Origin of the sequence: Nonomuraea sp. 3N208, from assembly GCF_052245935.1 — a bacterium.
Taxonomy (GTDB): domain Bacteria; phylum Actinomycetota; class Actinomycetes; order Streptosporangiales; family Streptosporangiaceae; genus Nonomuraea.
Genome location: NZ_JBQQBR010000034.1, coordinates 42,745 through 56,725, shown reverse-complemented (window position 1 = coordinate 56,725; position 13,981 = coordinate 42,745). Strand labels below are relative to the sequence as shown.

Below are 13,981 nucleotides of genomic sequence, written 5' to 3'. Positions count from 1 at the left end.
GCGGCCCGCGTGCCGGGAGCCGTCTCCGGGGAATCTGAGGTCTTAGCCGATATGCGTGCATGAAGGCGCTGGTCATCGGGGCGGCCGGCGGTCTCAGCGCCGGGTCACTTCGATCAGAGCTCCGGCATCGCACTCACCAGCGTTCCCAGTGCAGAACCTCCTCCCGTGGGATGCGGCGTGCGGGCTTGAAGTCGGTGCCGATCGTGTAGGCCAGCGGAATGAACGCCGCCAGCATCACGTCGTCGTAGGGCACGCCCAGCACCTGGGCCAATTCGCGTTCGAGTGGTCCCTGCGCGGTCGTCCAGACGGTGCCCAAGCCACGCGCCCGGGCGGCCAACATGAAGCTCCAGACGGCGGGCAAGATGGATCCCCAGGCGCCGGCTTGCACGGTCACTGGGGCGCGGTCGGTGCGCCCTTCCACGCCGGGGATGACGAAGGCGGGCACCCGGTGAATGTTCTCGGCCAGATGGCGCAGGCCGTCGAAGACCCGCTCGGTGGAACCGGGATGGTAGCCCATCCGCCAACGATCCCGCTCACTCAGCGGCTGCCCGTTGGCCAGGGACAGAGCACGCAGGAAGATGTCGGCCACGGCCCGCCGCCGCTCGGGCTCGGTGACGACGAGGAAGTGCCAGCGCTGCCGATTGCGCCCGGTCGGTGCCTGTACCGCCAGGTCCACGCACTCCTCGATCAGCTCGCGCGGCACCGGACGGGTGAGATCGAGACGCTTACGCACCGCACGGGTGGTACTCAGCAGCTCGTCGGGGGTGAGATTCAGCGTCATGATGTGGCTCCTCCGGCAACGGTCATGACCATGAACCGTATGGTCGCAAATCATCTGCTGTCAAACAATCTATGGAGAGAAGGTTTGCGATAGGCTAGTCATCCGGGAAAGGAGAGCGATGGCGACCACGAGGGCGACCGGCCGTGCCCGGCCGGCGTACTTTTCACGGCTTGCGGCCGAGCGGCTGGACATCGCGCTGTGCCGGGCCTCGGCCGCCGTGGCGCGCGCCGCCGACGCGCACGCGGCCGAGGAAGGGCTGGGGGTCGGGCAACACCTCGTGCTCCAGATGCTGGACGCCGTCGGCCCTTGCTCGCAGCAAACGCTCAGCGAGGAATTGCGCATCGACCGGAGCGTCATGGTCGGCGTCTGTGACGACCTGGAACAGGCGGGTCACGTACGCAGGGAGCGCAATCCCAGCGACCGGCGCTCCTACGCCGTCACCATCACGGATTCGGGCCGTCGACGGCTCGCCGCGGCCCAGGAGTCGCTCCCGGCATTTCTCGACGACACCTTCCGGGCCCTCACCGCCGACGAGCGCCGCCGCCTGGGCGCGCTCCTTGCCAAGCTGCTGTAGGTCGGCGCCTGCTCAACTCCTCGGCGAGAACGCCATCAGCGGGCATCGAGCCCTCATGGGCAGGCACGCGGAAGCGAGTGACGGCAAGGTCGGAGCCTGTCGTGAATCAGGGGGACGGGCCACGGCCGTGCAGTAAAGGCGCACGCTGCCGTTTCCTTGCCAAGACCACGGCGACCGGACCGGGACAACCGGCGCGCGAAACTCGGCCGGACGAGCCGTGGGACACGGCCGGGGGTCAGCGGGCGGGCGGGTCCGGGGATGGTGCGTGGCCGGTCGACGGTGTGAGGTCGGCGCGGAGGATAGTGTCCAGGAGGCCGGGGAAGCGGGCGTCGAGGTCGGCGCGGCGCAGCGAGACCAGGCGGCGGGTGCCGTCGCGGCGGGTGCTCGTCACGCCCGCCTCGCGCAGCACCTTGAAGTGGTGTGAGGCCGTCGAGGCGGCCATCTCGTCGCCGGCACACTGTGCCGTGCCGCACTCTCCGCCCTTGTCCAGGCGGGCGACGAGCACGCGCCGGACCGGGTCGGCCAGTGCGAACAGCACGTCGCTCAGGTCGATGTCCTCGACGGCCGGCTGGCGCAACTCCCGCATGGCCGCCACCTTATCGCATTCTTCGAGAAGTATTGAAATAAGCTCCGGGACATGCTTGGCTCCTATTTCGAATCTGCTAGAAATATCCAAGAAGGAGTCCCATGCCTCCTAGGCTTCTCATCCTGGCCGTGGCCGCGTTCGCCATCGGGGTGGACGGGTTCGTGGTCGCGCCGATCCTGCCCGAGCTCTCCCGCGAACTCGGCGTCTCCGAGGCCGCCGCAGGCCAGTTGATCACGATCTTCACCCTCGTCTACGCGATCGCCGCCCCCGTCCTGACCTCGCTGACCGGCAAGGCGAACAGGAAACGGCTGCTGGCGATCACCTTGCTGGTGTTCACCGCGGGCAACGCGCTCTCGGCGGTGGCACCGTCGTACCCGGTGATGATGGCCTCACGGGTGATCGCCGCCCTGGGTGCGGCGCTCTACCTGCCGAACGCCTCCGGCACGGCGGTCGTGCTAAGCCCGCCGGAGCGGTCGGGCCGGGCGCTGGCGCTCGTCATGGGCGGCCTCAGCGCGGCGGGACTGATCGGCGTGCCGTTCGGCACGGTGGTCGCGCAGGCGGTGGGGCCACGGGGCGTGTTCTGGATGATCGTGCTGCTCGGCCTGCTGGCGTCGGCGGGTGTGGCCGTCTTCCTGCCCTCCGTCCACCTGCCCGGCGCGCTCTCGCTGCGCGAGCGGCTGGCCATGGCCGCCCGGCCGAGTATCGCGGGCCTGCTGGCGGTGACGGCGGTGACGCTGCTCGGAGCGTACATGGTCATGACGTACGTCGCGCCGCTGCTGCGGGAGACGGCGGGGATCGCCGGGCGCGGCCTGACGCTGGTGATGCTGGTCAGCGGTGTTGCGGGCGTGATCGGCACGGCTGTTGCCGGGCGAGCCATCGACGCCTACGGCGGCCGCCGTGTCTTCGCGGTCGCCGTAGGCGCGGCCGCGATAGGGACGCCGCTGCTGCTGTTCGCGCACAACCTGGTCCTGGCCGGCGTGCTCATCTTCGCCATGGGAGTGGCATCGGCGGGAATGGTGCCCGCCCAGCAGATGCGGCTCATGGCGGCGGCGCCGGAGGCGGGGACGCTCCTGCTCAGCCTCAACAGCTCCGCGCTGTACCTGGGAATGTCGGCCGGCGGCGGACTCGGGGGCGCGCTGCTGACCACGCTGGGTGTGACCGCGCTGCCCTGGTGCGCCGCGGCCGTCTACCTCGTCGCGCTCCTCGTCACCCTGCTGCCCCGCCGTCGCGCGGCCGCCGTTCCCGCCAGCCGGTCCGGCGCGATGAGGACGTGATATCGCTGCCGGGAAGCGCGAGGTAAGCGCAGGCCGCCGCCGGTTATGAGCGTTCCCCCGTCAGGACGTGTCACGTGATCGTGTGACGGGGTCACGAAGCCAAGTGCGGATCAAGGCGACATCGACGCCTGGTGGACGTTTCGGCGTCGGAGATGAGTGGGGCGGGCGGACCATGAAGCCCAGCGGGTGGACGTCCGCCGCTACTTTTGGGTCCGGGCTTGCGTTGCGGAGGAGTGGTCGACGGGGTCCGGGTCAAGGTGGGCGAGCGGCGGCGGCACGCCCGTGCTGCTGGCGGTTTGCTCCATGTGCCAGAGCGCCGCCGCGGGGCTGGTCATCTCGCCTCTCCAGGCCTCGGTGCTCCAGCACGCGCCGGCGGAGGCGGCCGGAGTGGCGGGCGGCATCCTCCAGATGGCGCAGCGCATCGCGGCCGCGATCTGCATCTCGGCGGTATCGGGCATTTACCTGAGCGGCTCCACAGGCGCCGATACGGCGCGGCCTACTGGCACGCGGTCCTCCTCTGCGCGGGGGTCGCCGTCTTCGCGGCGATCGTCTCGCTCCTCGGGATCCGAACGGCCCGCCCGCCCTCGTGACGACCGGCCCGCTACAGGGGCGTCCCACAGCACGGTCGGCCCGTACTCGCGACGCCCTTCCTGTCCCCGGTGCGCGCCCGCTGAGACCTCCCACTGAGCCCGCCCGGCATTGATGAGGCCGGTCGCGCGGCTCAGTCGAAGGAGTCGGCGGCGGCGCGTAGGGTGGCCAGGACCTCCTTCGGGTCGTAGGCGGCAGGCGCTCCGGGTCGGTAGGTGACGGAGATCAGATCGCCGCTGTAGGGGAAGGGGCCGTGGCGTTCGTAGACGGGCCAGGAGACGGGGGAGCGGCGGTCGATGCCGACATCGATGCCCTCCATCGGAGCCAGCCCGATCAGCATGCGCACCCCCTCCAGCTCGGCGCCGCGGTGACCGTCCAGCTCCAGCCGCAGGTCCCAGCGGAAGCCGGGCAGCGCGGCGGCGGTCAGCGAGACCACGTGCGAGCCCGGCCTTAGGTGATCAGCGGCGACCACCTTCAGCTCGCCGTACTCGTTGTAGGCCAGATGGACGCGGCCGTCCTCGACGTAGAGGCCGTAGCCGCCGCCCTGATCGCCGTGGGCCACGAGCACGCCCTGGTCGGAGGGGCCGTGGGTGAGCCGCACGTCGATACGGAAGTCACGGAACGCGATCAGCTGGGCGGCGCGGTAGCGCTCCAGCGTGGGCGTGCCGGGCAGGAGGGTGACGGGCTCGTGGAAGGCGGCCTCCGCGGGTGGGCGGGCGGTCCAGAGGTAGCCGGTGCCGTCGTCGAGCGGGAACACCTGGTTCTGCCAGGCGGCGCTTTCCCACGCCGCGGCCAGCTCGGCCACCAGCTCCGGGTGGTCGGCGGCCAGGTCGCGGGTCTCGGTGGGGTCGGCGCGCAGGTCGTACAGCTCCCAGGGGTCGTCGTCGTGGGAACGGCCGGGACGGTGCAGGGCGACGAGTTTCCAGCCGTCGCGGTGGAAGGCGCGGTTGCCGGTCATCTCGGCGTACTGCTCGCGGTGGGTGCTGGGCGCCGCCGGGTCGGTCAGGACGTCGGCGAAGGATGTCCCGTCCAGCTTCGCCGCGGGCTCGGGACGGGTCACGCCGGCGAGCTCCAGCAGTGAGGGGAGCACGTCGGTGACGTACTGGTAGCGGTCGCGCAGTCCCGCCTCGCGCAGCCTGGCCGGCCAGGACAGGAGGAACGGCGCGCGTACGCCGCCCTCGTGGGTGGTGCCCTTGTACAGGCGGAAGGGCGTGTTGGAGGCCATGCCCCAGCCCCGCGGGTAGTGGACCATCGCCTGCGGCCCGCCGATCAGCTCGGGATCACGCGGCACGTCAGGACTCCAGTCGACGCTGAGCGCGGCCCGGTTGCCGAACGCTTTGAAGTAGGAGCGGGTGCCGCGCGCGCCGCCCTCGCCGGTGCCGCCGTTGTCCGAGGTGAAGATTACGATGGTGTTGTCGAGCTCTCCGTACTGTTCGATCACGGTCAGCAGACGGCCCAGGTTCTGATCGACGTTGTCGACCATCGCGGCATAGACCTCCTGGTACCGGGCGAACAGCTCCCGCTCCTCCGCGGGGAGCGAATCCCAGACGGGGACGTCGTGGAAGGGCTCGCTGTTGCGCGGCGGCAGCGCGGTACCTTCGGGGAAGAGCCCGTCGGAGAGTTGCCTGGCGAACCGCTCCTCGCGCAGCGCGTCCCAGCCCTTCCCATACTTGCCCCGATATTTCGCGATGTCGGCGGGCTTGGCCATGAGCGGGCCGTGCACCGCCGGATGCGCCAGATAGAGAAGGTACGGTTTGCGCGCGTCGTGCGCCCGCAACGACTTGATCATCCCGATCGCCTGGTCGGTGAGGTCGTCGGTCAGGTAGTAGCCCTCGGGGTAGGCGTCGGTCTCGATCGGGGAGTTGTCGCGCACCAGGCGGTGCGGATGGTGCAGCGACGTCAGCCCCTCCAGGATGCCGTAGAAGCGGTCGAAACCCTTCTGCGTTGGCCAGGAGGAGCGGGGAGCGCCGTCGTGCATCGTGGCGTCCTTGGTCAGGTGCCACTTGCCGACCGCGAAGGTGGCGTACCCGGCTCCGCGCAGGATCTCAGGCAACGTCGGCACGTCGTCGGCGATCTCGAAGGCGTAGCCGGGGAAGCCGGGATCGGCGTTGGCCACGAAGGCGTACCCCGCCCGGTGGTGGTTGAGCCCGGTCAGCAGGCTGGCGCGGGAGGGGGAGCAGAGCGGGGTGGTGTGGTAGTTGGTGAAGCGCAGGCCGCGGGCGGCGAGCCGGTCGAGCGTGGGGGTGTCGATCTCGGAGCCGTACGGCCCGATGTCGGCGAAGCCCATGTCGTCGAGCAGCACCAGGACGATGTTGGGGGCGCCCTCGGGCGCGCGCACCTGTTCCGGCCACCAGGGGGCCGACTCGGCTACGGTCCGGCCGACACGTCCATGGAACGTCATGTGGCTTCCTCCGGGTGTGTGGTGGGCGGGGCACTCCGAAGGCCCGGCCGCACGCCCCTGCCACGTCGTTGGGGCCGGGGTCGTACGGCGGTCGACGGGGTCAGGCGGCGATCGGTGAGTACGCGGCGGCATCACCCGCCAGCGCCAGGCTTGGCCGCCCGTCCACCCCGACCGGCACGTCGCCGGCGATGGTGACCCGATGCAGGCGGCGCGGCCGGTCGCCGAAATCGTGCACCACCCGGTGCTGGGTGGCCCGGTTGTCCCAGATGGCCACGTCGCCGGGCGCCCAGCGCCAGCGGACGGTGTTCTCGACCTCGGTGACGTGCTCCTGGATCAGCCGGATCAGGGCGGCCGAGGTGGACTTGGACAGGCCTACCAGGTGTTTGGCGAAGTCGCCGAGCAGGATCGAGCGTTCGCCGGTCTCTGGGTGGACGCGCACGACCGGATGTTCCGTTTCGAACACCGTCGAGGCGAACACCTTGGCGTACTCGCGGCTCCGGTCGTCGGCGCCGGCCAGGCGGGCGTAGTCGTAGGCGTTGGTGTGCACCGCGCGCAGCCGGTCGAGCAGGTCGCGCAACTCGGCGGGCAGGTGCTCGTAGGCGGTGACGGTGTTGGTCCAGAGCGTGTCGCCGCCCGAGTCGGGGACGGTGACGGCTCGCAGGATGGAGGCCAGCGGCGGCCGGTCCACGAACGTGACGTCGGTGTGCCAGCGGTCCACCTTGTGACCGTTGCGGTAGTCCAGGTCGAGGATGTGGGTGTTGCCGTCGAGCGCGGGCACGGTCGGGTGGGCCGTGGTCGGCTCGCCGAGGAGGTTGGCGAAGGCCACCTGGCTGCGCTCGTCGAGGTGGTCCTGGCCGCGGAAGAAGATCACCTTGTGGCGCAGCAGGGCCAGGCGGATCTCCGCAACCACGTCGGCGGGCAGGTCGCCGCCGAGCTGCACGCCGGTGATCTGGGCGCCTATGCGACCGGCTACAGGGGCGATGGACAGGGATGACATGGGTTTCGTCCTTCCGGTTGAGGGTTGGCCTGCAGTCGGAAGGAGGGACACAGCGCGCTGGCCACGCGGCAGTAGTCCACGTGGCCCCGGATGGTCAGATCCGTGGTCGTCACGTTCCCCAAGGTAGATCGAGTGCGATCACATAGTCAATAAATTATGTAGGAAATGTGGGTTTATTGGCCGTGGGCGGCGTGATCGTCCTGACCAATGTGCGCACCCTGTTGCGCAGCGACTGGATCGACGCCTCCGGCGCCGTCCAGACGGTCGCCTACCTGGCCATCTCGGTGATCTGGGCCGGTGCCATCGCCTACTCGGTGCGCGAGTACCGGCGCGACAAGGCCCACGAGTCTGTCGAGGCGATCGATACCGACCTGCGCGTCCGGACCGCCGAGGAGGAGCAGGCCTCGGCATGAGGTCGTACGCGCCGGGCTTTGGGCAGGGGGTACTGCTCACCTACCGCATCCCGCGTCAGCCGTCGACGTTGCGGATCACGATCTGCCGCAAGCTGGACTGGCTCGGCGTGGCTCGGCTGGGCGACGGGCTGGTGGCTTTGCCCGCCGACGCCCGTACCCGTGATCAGCTGGAAGGGCGCCCCGTACGTGGAACGGCTGCGCCACAACACGGCCATCAGCGCCGCGCTCACCGGCATCACCGCATCGGTCGTCGGCGTGATCGCCAACCTGGCCCTCTACTTCGCCGAGCACACCCTCTTCACCTGGGCCTGGGCCCGTTCCACGCTCAACTCCCCGAGCCGGCCACGGTGAGCCCGATCGCCTTGGGAATCACCATGATCGCCCTGGTCATGACCTTCGTCCTCCGCGGGCCAATGCTGCGCATCCTGCTCCTGTGCGCAGCCCTGGGCATGGGCACGGTGCTGTTTTCCTGAGCGGTCACGCTCCAGCCGTACTGGCGGCACGGGTGGACGTGATCGTGTCGAAGTCCGGGATGCGCTCGGCGATGGGGTCGCCGGTGAAGTCGCCGATCCAGCCGTCGTCGTCGTGGAAGAAACGGATGGCAGTGAAGTCGGGCCGCGTGCCCATGTCGAACCAGTGCGTGGTGTTCTTGGGCACGCTCAGCAGGTCGCCGGCCTCGCACAGCACCGCGTGCACCTTGCCGTTCACGTGCAGGTAGAAGATGCCGGAGCCGGCGACGAAGTAGCGCACCTCGTCGTCGTCGTGCGTGTGCTCGTTCAGGAACTTCTGCCTGGCCGCCGCGGCCTGCTCCGGCCAGTCGGGGCTGTCGTCGGGGTGGAGTTGGGCGACGTCGACGAACGTGTAGCCCTCCTCGGCGATGACGCGGTCCACCTCCTGCCGGTAGGCGGCCAGGATCTCCTCCTGGCCGGCGTCCTCCGGCAGGTCTTCGACGACCGCCCAGTGCCGTAGGACGACGTCGATCTCCTTCAGCGTCGCCGCGATCTCCGCGGCGTTCTCGGTCGCCAGCAGCGTCTCCGGCTGCTCGCCGTCGGTGTAAACGGTCAGATACGTCATGACCATAAAGTCTACAATACATGCATGAATAGTGGGATATAGTCCGCTGTGTGAACCTCGCAAGACTCGTGGGCGTCGCGGCTCTCCTCGCCCTGGCCGGTTGCTCTCAGGGCACACCTGCCGCCGCCCCATCCGCTCCACCGCCCTCGCCGTCACCTGCCGCGGCGAGCCCGACGGCCTCCGTGCCCGCCAAGTTCGCTGCGGGCGACGTCAGGATCTCCCTGGTCCGCCAGTTGTCCTCCGGCGACTATTTCGAGCAGTGGCTCGCCGGCGCCCAAGCCGAGGCCAAGGCGCTCAACGTGAAGCTGGAGATCTCCAGCGGCGACGGCAACAACGACAAACAGGCGCTCAACCTGGAGCAGGCCGTCACCGGAAAGGCCGACGCGATCATCGTCGACCACGGGTTCGCCCAGACGGTGCAGCCCGCCATCAAGAAGGCGGCGGCCGCCAAGATCCCGCTCGTCGCGTTCGACGTCGATCCCGGCACCGCAGAGGCCGTCACCCTGAGCCAGGACGATCACCAGATCGCTGAGCAGGCGCTGGGCGCGCTGAAGGCGGACACGGGCGGCTCCGGCGAGGTCGTCTACGTCTACGTGGCCGGCTTCGCGCCGCTGGACCGGCGCAACGAGACCTGGGAGCAGTTCAAGAAGGACAACCCGGGCATCAAGCAGGTGGCGCAGATCGGCGTTGTGAACAGCTCGACCGCCTCGGCTGTGGCCGACCAGGCCAAGGCGGCGCTCCAGGCTCATCCGGGCGTCAAGGCGATCTTCGCGCCGTACGACGAGTTCGCCAAGGGCGCGGCGCTGGCGGTCAAGGAGCTCGGCGTCGCGGGCAAGGTGAAGATCTACGGTGCGGACGTGTCCACCGCCGACATCGGCGTCATGACCGAGCAGAACAGCCCGTGGGTGGCCACCTCGGCCACCGACCCCGCCAACGTGGGCCGGGTCGCGGTACGGGCGGCCGCCCTCTTGGTTGCGGGTGAGCAGGTGGACCGGGCGCTCACCGTGCCGCCGTCGCTGATCACGCAGAAGGGGCTGTGGGACGCCGGCATCACCAGCGTCGAGCAGCTGACTCGAGCCTTCCCCGGCCTGACCACGCCCGACGTGGCGCGCGTGCCGTGGGCGGCGCCGTGACCTTCGCGGTCACGTCCGTCTCCAAGGTGTACGGCGCCACCACGGCCCTGTCCTCGGTCACCCTCGACCTTCGGCCGGGCGAGATCGTGGGGCTCATCGGCACCAACGGGGCCGGCAAGTCCACGCTCATCAAAATCCTCTCCGGGGCGACCGCGCCCAGCTCCGGGACGCTGTCATACGAGGGGAGACCCCTGGCGTTCGGCGGCCCGCTGGACGCGCAGGCGGCCGGGGTGCAGACCGTGCACCAGAACATCGACGACGGCGTGGTCTTCGGCGCCACCGTGGCGGAGAACCTGACGCTCGACGCGCTGGCGACACGCGGCCGGCGGGGGTGGTTCCAGACCCGTGCCCGGATCCGAGCCGCCGCGTCCGCCGCCGCCCCCGGGCTCGACTTGTCCATGGACGCGCCGGTGGAGAGTCTGCCGGCGAGCGCCCGGCAGCAGATCGTCATCGCCCGCGCGCTGGCTCGCCACGCCCGGCTGCTGATCCTCGACGAGCCCACGTCCACGCTGTCGGAGGTCGAGGCGGGCGCGCTCGCCGCCCGGGTGCGGGAGGCGGCGGCCGCGGGCGTGTCGGTGCTGTATGTGTCGCACCGGCTGTCGGAGATCGAGGCGCTGTGCGATCGGGTGGTGGTCCTCAGGGACGGTGAACTGGTCGCCACGTTCGCCGCGCCGCTCGATCGGGCGGCGATCGTGGGCGCCATGCTGGGCTCGGCGGCCGATGCGCCCGCTCGCCGGGCTGCCGTTGCGCGGGAGGCCGGTGCGGGTGCGGGGCGGGACGTACTCGTCGCCGGCGGGGTGCGGGCGCTGCCGGGCGGGCACGCGTTCGGCTTCCGGGTTCGCGCCGGGGAGCTGCTGGGCGTGACCGGGCTGGTCGGGGCCGGGAAGACCGAGCTGCTCGAGCAGCTCGGCGGTGCCCGGCCGCTGGTGTCGGGGGAGCTGTCCCTCGACGGTGTGCCGTACAAGCCGAAGGACCCCCGCGACGCGATCGCGGCGGGGGTGGCGTTCGCGCCCGAGGAACGGGCGGCGCAGGCCATGGTGCCCGGATGGTCGGTACGCGCGCACGTCACGTTGCCGTGGCTGCGCCGGCACACCCGGTCGGGACTGCTGGCGCGCCGCTCGGAGTCGGCCGCCGCCCGGCACGTCATCGACCTGTTCGGGGTGCGAGGTCCTGGGCAGGAGGCGCCCATCGAGGCGCTGTCCGGCGGCAACCAGCAGAAGGTGGTGGTCGGCCGCTGGCTGGCGGGGGAGCCGCGGCTGCTGGTGCTCGACGAGCCGTTCCGAGGTGTGGACCTGGCCGCGCGGGCGGACATCGGCCGGGTGATCAGGGAACGCGCACGGGAGTCGGCCGTCGTCGTGGCCTCCTCCGATCCGCAGGAGCTGTACGACCTGGTGGACAGGGTGCTCGTGCTTCATGAGGGCGACCTGGTGGGTGAGCTGCCGATCGCCGACGTGACGCCGGACCGCCTGGCCGCTCTCATGTCGGGCACTGGAGTCAGCGCTGCGGCCGCTTCCCTGATCGAGCCGGGAGGCCGAGGATGATCGCCACCGCGCGAGGCGCGAGCCGCAGCATATCGTCCCACCGCGTCGCGTCCCGGGTTGCCGCCGTGGCCTACCGCTACGGCCTGCTGGGCGTGCTGGCCCTCATGGTCGTCCTGTTCTCCCTGCTGCGGCCCGCGTTTGCGACCTACCCCAACGCCTTGGTCGTGCTGCAGTCCGTGGCCGTGGTCGGGATCGTCGCGCTCGGCGTCACCGTCTCCATGACGACGGGCGGGTTCGACCTGTCGGCGGGTGCCTGCGTCGGCGCGGTGGTCATGGTGACCGCGTTGACCATGGTCAGGTTCAACCTGACCGGCGGCACCGCGATCGTGGCCGGGCTGCTCACCGGCCTGCTCGTGGCCGGGGTGAACGTGCTGCTCACCGTCGTCGCCAAGGTGCCCGACCTGGTCGCGACGCTGGGCACGCTGTTCCTGTTCCAAGGCCTGGCGCTGATCGTCACGGGCGGCCAGTCGGTCGCGCCGGGCATGACCGTGGACGGCGCGCCCGCCCCCGGCCGCTACACCGAGGGCTTCGCCTGGCTGGGCGGCGGCACGATCGCCTCCGTGCCGGTCCCGGTGGTGGTGTTCGCCCTGCTCGCCGCTGCCGTGTACGTGCTGCTCAACCACACCCGCTGGGGCCGGGCGCTGTACGCGATCGGCGGCAACGCCGAAGCGGCCCGCTTGGCGGGCATCCGCGTGGCCCGCTACCGCGCCCTGGCGTACGCGGTGTCGGGGGTGTGCGCGGCGATCGCCGGGATCCTGCTGTCTGCCCGGCTCGGCAGGGGCGATGTGGGCGCCGGGGACCCGTACCTGCTGCAGTCGGTGGCCGCGGCGCTCATCGGCTTCGCCGTGCTCGGGGCCAACCGCCCCAACGCGCTGGGCACGGTGGTGGGGGCGCTGTTCATCGGCGTCATGATCAACGGCCTGACCATGCTGAACGCCCCCTACTACGCGCAGACGTTCGTCCAGGGCGCGCTGCTCGTCGGCGCGCTGGTGACCAGTTACACGCTCAGGAGGATCAGGTGAGCTACGAGCTCCTCACGGTTGACACGGTGCCCGGCTATGTCGCCACGCGGCCCGCGCTCGCCCGCTTCGGCGCCGTCTCGCGGGTGCGGGAGGTGGGCGATGGCAACCTCAACCTGGTGTTCGTGGCCGAGGCCGACGGCGGCGGGCTGGTGCTCAAGCAGGCGCTGCCGTACGTGCGGGTGGACCCCACCTGGCCCATCACCCCGGAACGCAACGGCATCGAGGGACGCGCGCTGCACGTGCACAACCAGGTCGCGCCCGGCCTCGTGCCGGAGCTCTACGACACCGACGACGAGTGGCACGTCATCGCCATCGAAGACCTATCCGACCACCGGGTGTGGCGGGGCGCGCTCAACGAGGGGCTGCGGCACGAGGGCGTGGCCGAGGACCTCGGGCGGTATGTCGCGAAGGTAGCGTTCGGCACCTCCGTGTTCGGGCTCGGCGCCAAGGGACACAAAGCGGCGGTGGCCACCACCGCCAACCCGGAGCTGTGCGAGATCACCGAGGATCTCGTGTTCACCGAGCCGTACATCTCCCACGAGCACAACCGGATCCTGCCCGCCAACGAGGCGGACGTGGCCGCGTACGCGGGCGACCCCGGCGTGCGGGCGGCCATCGGGGCGGCCAAGCTCGCGTTCATGACGCACGCCGAGGCGCTGATCCACGGCGACCTGCACACCGGCTCCGTCCTGGTCCGCGACGAGCCCCACTCGACCAGGGCCTTCGACGTCGAGTTCGCCTTCTACGGCCCGGTCGGCTTCGACGTCGGCGCGCTGTGGGGCAACTACGTGCTGGCCGCCGTCCGCGCGCTCGTCCTGGGCGAGGACGCGCACGCGGCGTGGGTGCTGGCGCAGGCGGCCGAGACCTGGCAGGGGTTCACCGACGAGTTCGCCGCCCTGTGGCCGGGCCGGGCCGACCCCCGCGTCATCGACCTGGAGAGCTATCTGGCCAAGGTCTACGCGGACGCCGTGCCGTTCGCCGCGGCCAAGGCGGCCCGGCGGGTGATCGGCTTCTCCCCGGTCAGCGACATCGAGACCCTGCCGGAGCAGCGGCGCGAGCGCGCCATCCGGGCCGTTCTGGCGGCGGCCAGGTTGCTGCTCACCGGGGAGAGGCGGCAGGGCGAGCCGAAACCGCTGTTCGACCGGGTGGGACAGGTCATGGCGGAGGCAGGCAGATGATCGGCGACCTCGGTGCCGGCGACTTCGACCGGCTCATCGAGGCCGTCAGACGAGCCGTGGAGGCCGCCCGGACGGAACCGCCCGCTCTGCCCGACGTCCGGCACGAGGCAGCGGACCCCGAAGGGACGGTCCGCGCGACGGCGGTTCTGACGGCCGAGGGCCCTCGCCTGCAGTCGCTGCGGATGAATCCACGAGCCCGGCGGCTGGACTCCGGCGACCTGGCCGAATTGGTCCTGCGCACGGTGAACGAGGCGCTGGACGGCGTGTCCGCGGCAGCCGGTGGCCAGGCCGTCCCGAATCTGGCGGCGCTGTCGGCGGAGTTACACGAGCTTCAGCAGTTCTCGGCCGACCGGTTCGGCGTTTTCGCCGACACCATCGGCGATGTTCTTAGGCAGCTCGACAGGAGAATCGAGGGATAA

At 70.7% G+C, this 13,981-nt stretch carries 15 protein-coding genes; 9 read left to right on the top strand and 6 right to left on the bottom strand.

Annotated features, from left to right (window positions below; genetic code table 11):
- Window positions 1–133: 133 nt before the first annotated feature.
- Window positions 134–781 carry a nitroreductase family protein gene (locus ACTWPT_RS40955; RefSeq protein WP_443182922.1) on the bottom strand — a complete coding sequence of 216 codons (648 nt, stop codon included), beginning with the start codon at window positions 779–781 and terminating at the stop codon, window positions 134–136.
- A gap of 118 nt (window positions 782–899) precedes the next feature.
- On the opposite strand from ACTWPT_RS40955, the gene ACTWPT_RS40950 reads away from it, so the two are divergent.
- Window positions 900–1,355 (top strand): MarR family winged helix-turn-helix transcriptional regulator, encoded by a 456-nt coding sequence (locus ACTWPT_RS40950; RefSeq protein ID WP_443182921.1) that lies wholly within the window; start codon window positions 900–902, stop codon window positions 1,353–1,355.
- 235 nt (window positions 1,356–1,590) lie between these two features.
- Here the strand turns inward: ACTWPT_RS40950 and ACTWPT_RS40945 are convergent, their stop codons facing one another.
- Complete coding sequence (locus ACTWPT_RS40945) at window positions 1,591–1,941, bottom strand: ArsR/SmtB family transcription factor (protein ID WP_443182920.1); 351 nt, start codon at window positions 1,939–1,941, stop codon at window positions 1,591–1,593.
- A gap of 101 nt (window positions 1,942–2,042) precedes the next feature.
- Between ACTWPT_RS40945 and ACTWPT_RS40940 the strand changes: the two genes are divergently transcribed.
- Window positions 2,043–3,215, top strand: a complete 1,173-nt coding sequence (locus ACTWPT_RS40940) for an MFS transporter (RefSeq protein WP_443182919.1) — start codon at window positions 2,043–2,045, stop codon at window positions 3,213–3,215.
- Between the two features lie 200 nt (window positions 3,216–3,415).
- Here the strand turns inward: ACTWPT_RS40940 and ACTWPT_RS40935 are convergent, their stop codons facing one another.
- From ACTWPT_RS40935 to ACTWPT_RS40925, 3 genes are all read right to left on the bottom strand, one after another.
- Window positions 3,416–3,673, bottom strand: coding sequence for a hypothetical protein (locus ACTWPT_RS40935; protein ID WP_443182918.1), 258 nt, complete (start codon window positions 3,671–3,673; stop codon window positions 3,416–3,418).
- Window positions 3,674–3,936: 263 nt separating this feature from the next.
- Window positions 3,937–6,204 carry an arylsulfatase gene (locus tag ACTWPT_RS40930; protein ID WP_443182917.1) on the bottom strand — a complete coding sequence of 756 codons (2,268 nt, stop codon included), beginning with the start codon at window positions 6,202–6,204 and terminating at the stop codon, window positions 3,937–3,939.
- 100 nt (window positions 6,205–6,304) lie between these two features.
- Window positions 6,305–7,201 carry a TauD/TfdA dioxygenase family protein gene (locus ACTWPT_RS40925; RefSeq protein ID WP_443182916.1) on the bottom strand — a complete coding sequence of 299 codons (897 nt, stop codon included), beginning with the start codon at window positions 7,199–7,201 and terminating at the stop codon, window positions 6,305–6,307.
- 182 nt (window positions 7,202–7,383) lie between these two features.
- Between ACTWPT_RS40925 and ACTWPT_RS40920 the strand changes: the two genes are divergently transcribed.
- Together ACTWPT_RS40920 and ACTWPT_RS40915 are read left to right on the top strand one after the other, a co-directional pair.
- A complete protein-coding gene (locus ACTWPT_RS40920; RefSeq protein WP_443182915.1) occupies window positions 7,384–7,614 on the top strand; it encodes a hypothetical protein in 231 nt (76 codons plus the stop codon).
- Between the two features lie 18 nt (window positions 7,615–7,632).
- Window positions 7,633–7,965 carry a chromate transporter gene (locus ACTWPT_RS40915; RefSeq protein ID WP_443182914.1) on the top strand — a complete coding sequence of 111 codons (333 nt, stop codon included), beginning with the start codon at window positions 7,633–7,635 and terminating at the stop codon, window positions 7,963–7,965.
- Window positions 7,966–8,091: 126 nt separating this feature from the next.
- On the opposite strand, the gene ACTWPT_RS40910 is transcribed toward ACTWPT_RS40915, so the two are convergent.
- Window positions 8,092–8,688 (bottom strand): 1,2-dihydroxy-3-keto-5-methylthiopentene dioxygenase, encoded by a 597-nt coding sequence (locus ACTWPT_RS40910; protein ID WP_443182913.1) that lies wholly within the window; start codon window positions 8,686–8,688, stop codon window positions 8,092–8,094.
- A 50-nt stretch (window positions 8,689–8,738) separates the two neighbouring features.
- Between ACTWPT_RS40910 and ACTWPT_RS40905 the strand changes: the two genes are divergently transcribed.
- From ACTWPT_RS40905 to ACTWPT_RS40885, 5 genes are read left to right on the top strand one after another with little or no spacing between them, the layout of a single operon-like run.
- Window positions 8,739–9,821, top strand: a complete 1,083-nt coding sequence (locus tag ACTWPT_RS40905; RefSeq protein WP_443182912.1) for a substrate-binding domain-containing protein — start codon at window positions 8,739–8,741, stop codon at window positions 9,819–9,821.
- Complete coding sequence (locus tag ACTWPT_RS40900; RefSeq protein WP_443182911.1) at window positions 9,818–11,362, top strand: sugar ABC transporter ATP-binding protein; 1,545 nt, start codon at window positions 9,818–9,820, stop codon at window positions 11,360–11,362. The genes ACTWPT_RS40905 and ACTWPT_RS40900 overlap by 4 nt, the downstream gene beginning before the upstream one ends.
- A complete protein-coding gene (locus tag ACTWPT_RS40895; protein WP_443182910.1) occupies window positions 11,359–12,384 on the top strand; it encodes an ABC transporter permease in 1,026 nt (341 codons plus the stop codon). Before ACTWPT_RS40900 ends, ACTWPT_RS40895 begins: the two co-directional genes overlap by 4 nt.
- Entirely contained in the window at window positions 12,381–13,562 is a 1,182-nt protein-coding gene (mtnK, locus tag ACTWPT_RS40890; RefSeq protein ID WP_443182909.1) for an S-methyl-5-thioribose kinase, read from the top strand. Before ACTWPT_RS40895 ends, mtnK begins: the two co-directional genes overlap by 4 nt.
- Window positions 13,559–13,981: a hypothetical protein gene (locus ACTWPT_RS40885; RefSeq protein WP_443182908.1), complete on the top strand. Its 423-nt coding sequence runs from the start codon at window positions 13,559–13,561 to the stop codon at window positions 13,979–13,981. The genes mtnK and ACTWPT_RS40885 overlap by 4 nt, the downstream gene beginning before the upstream one ends.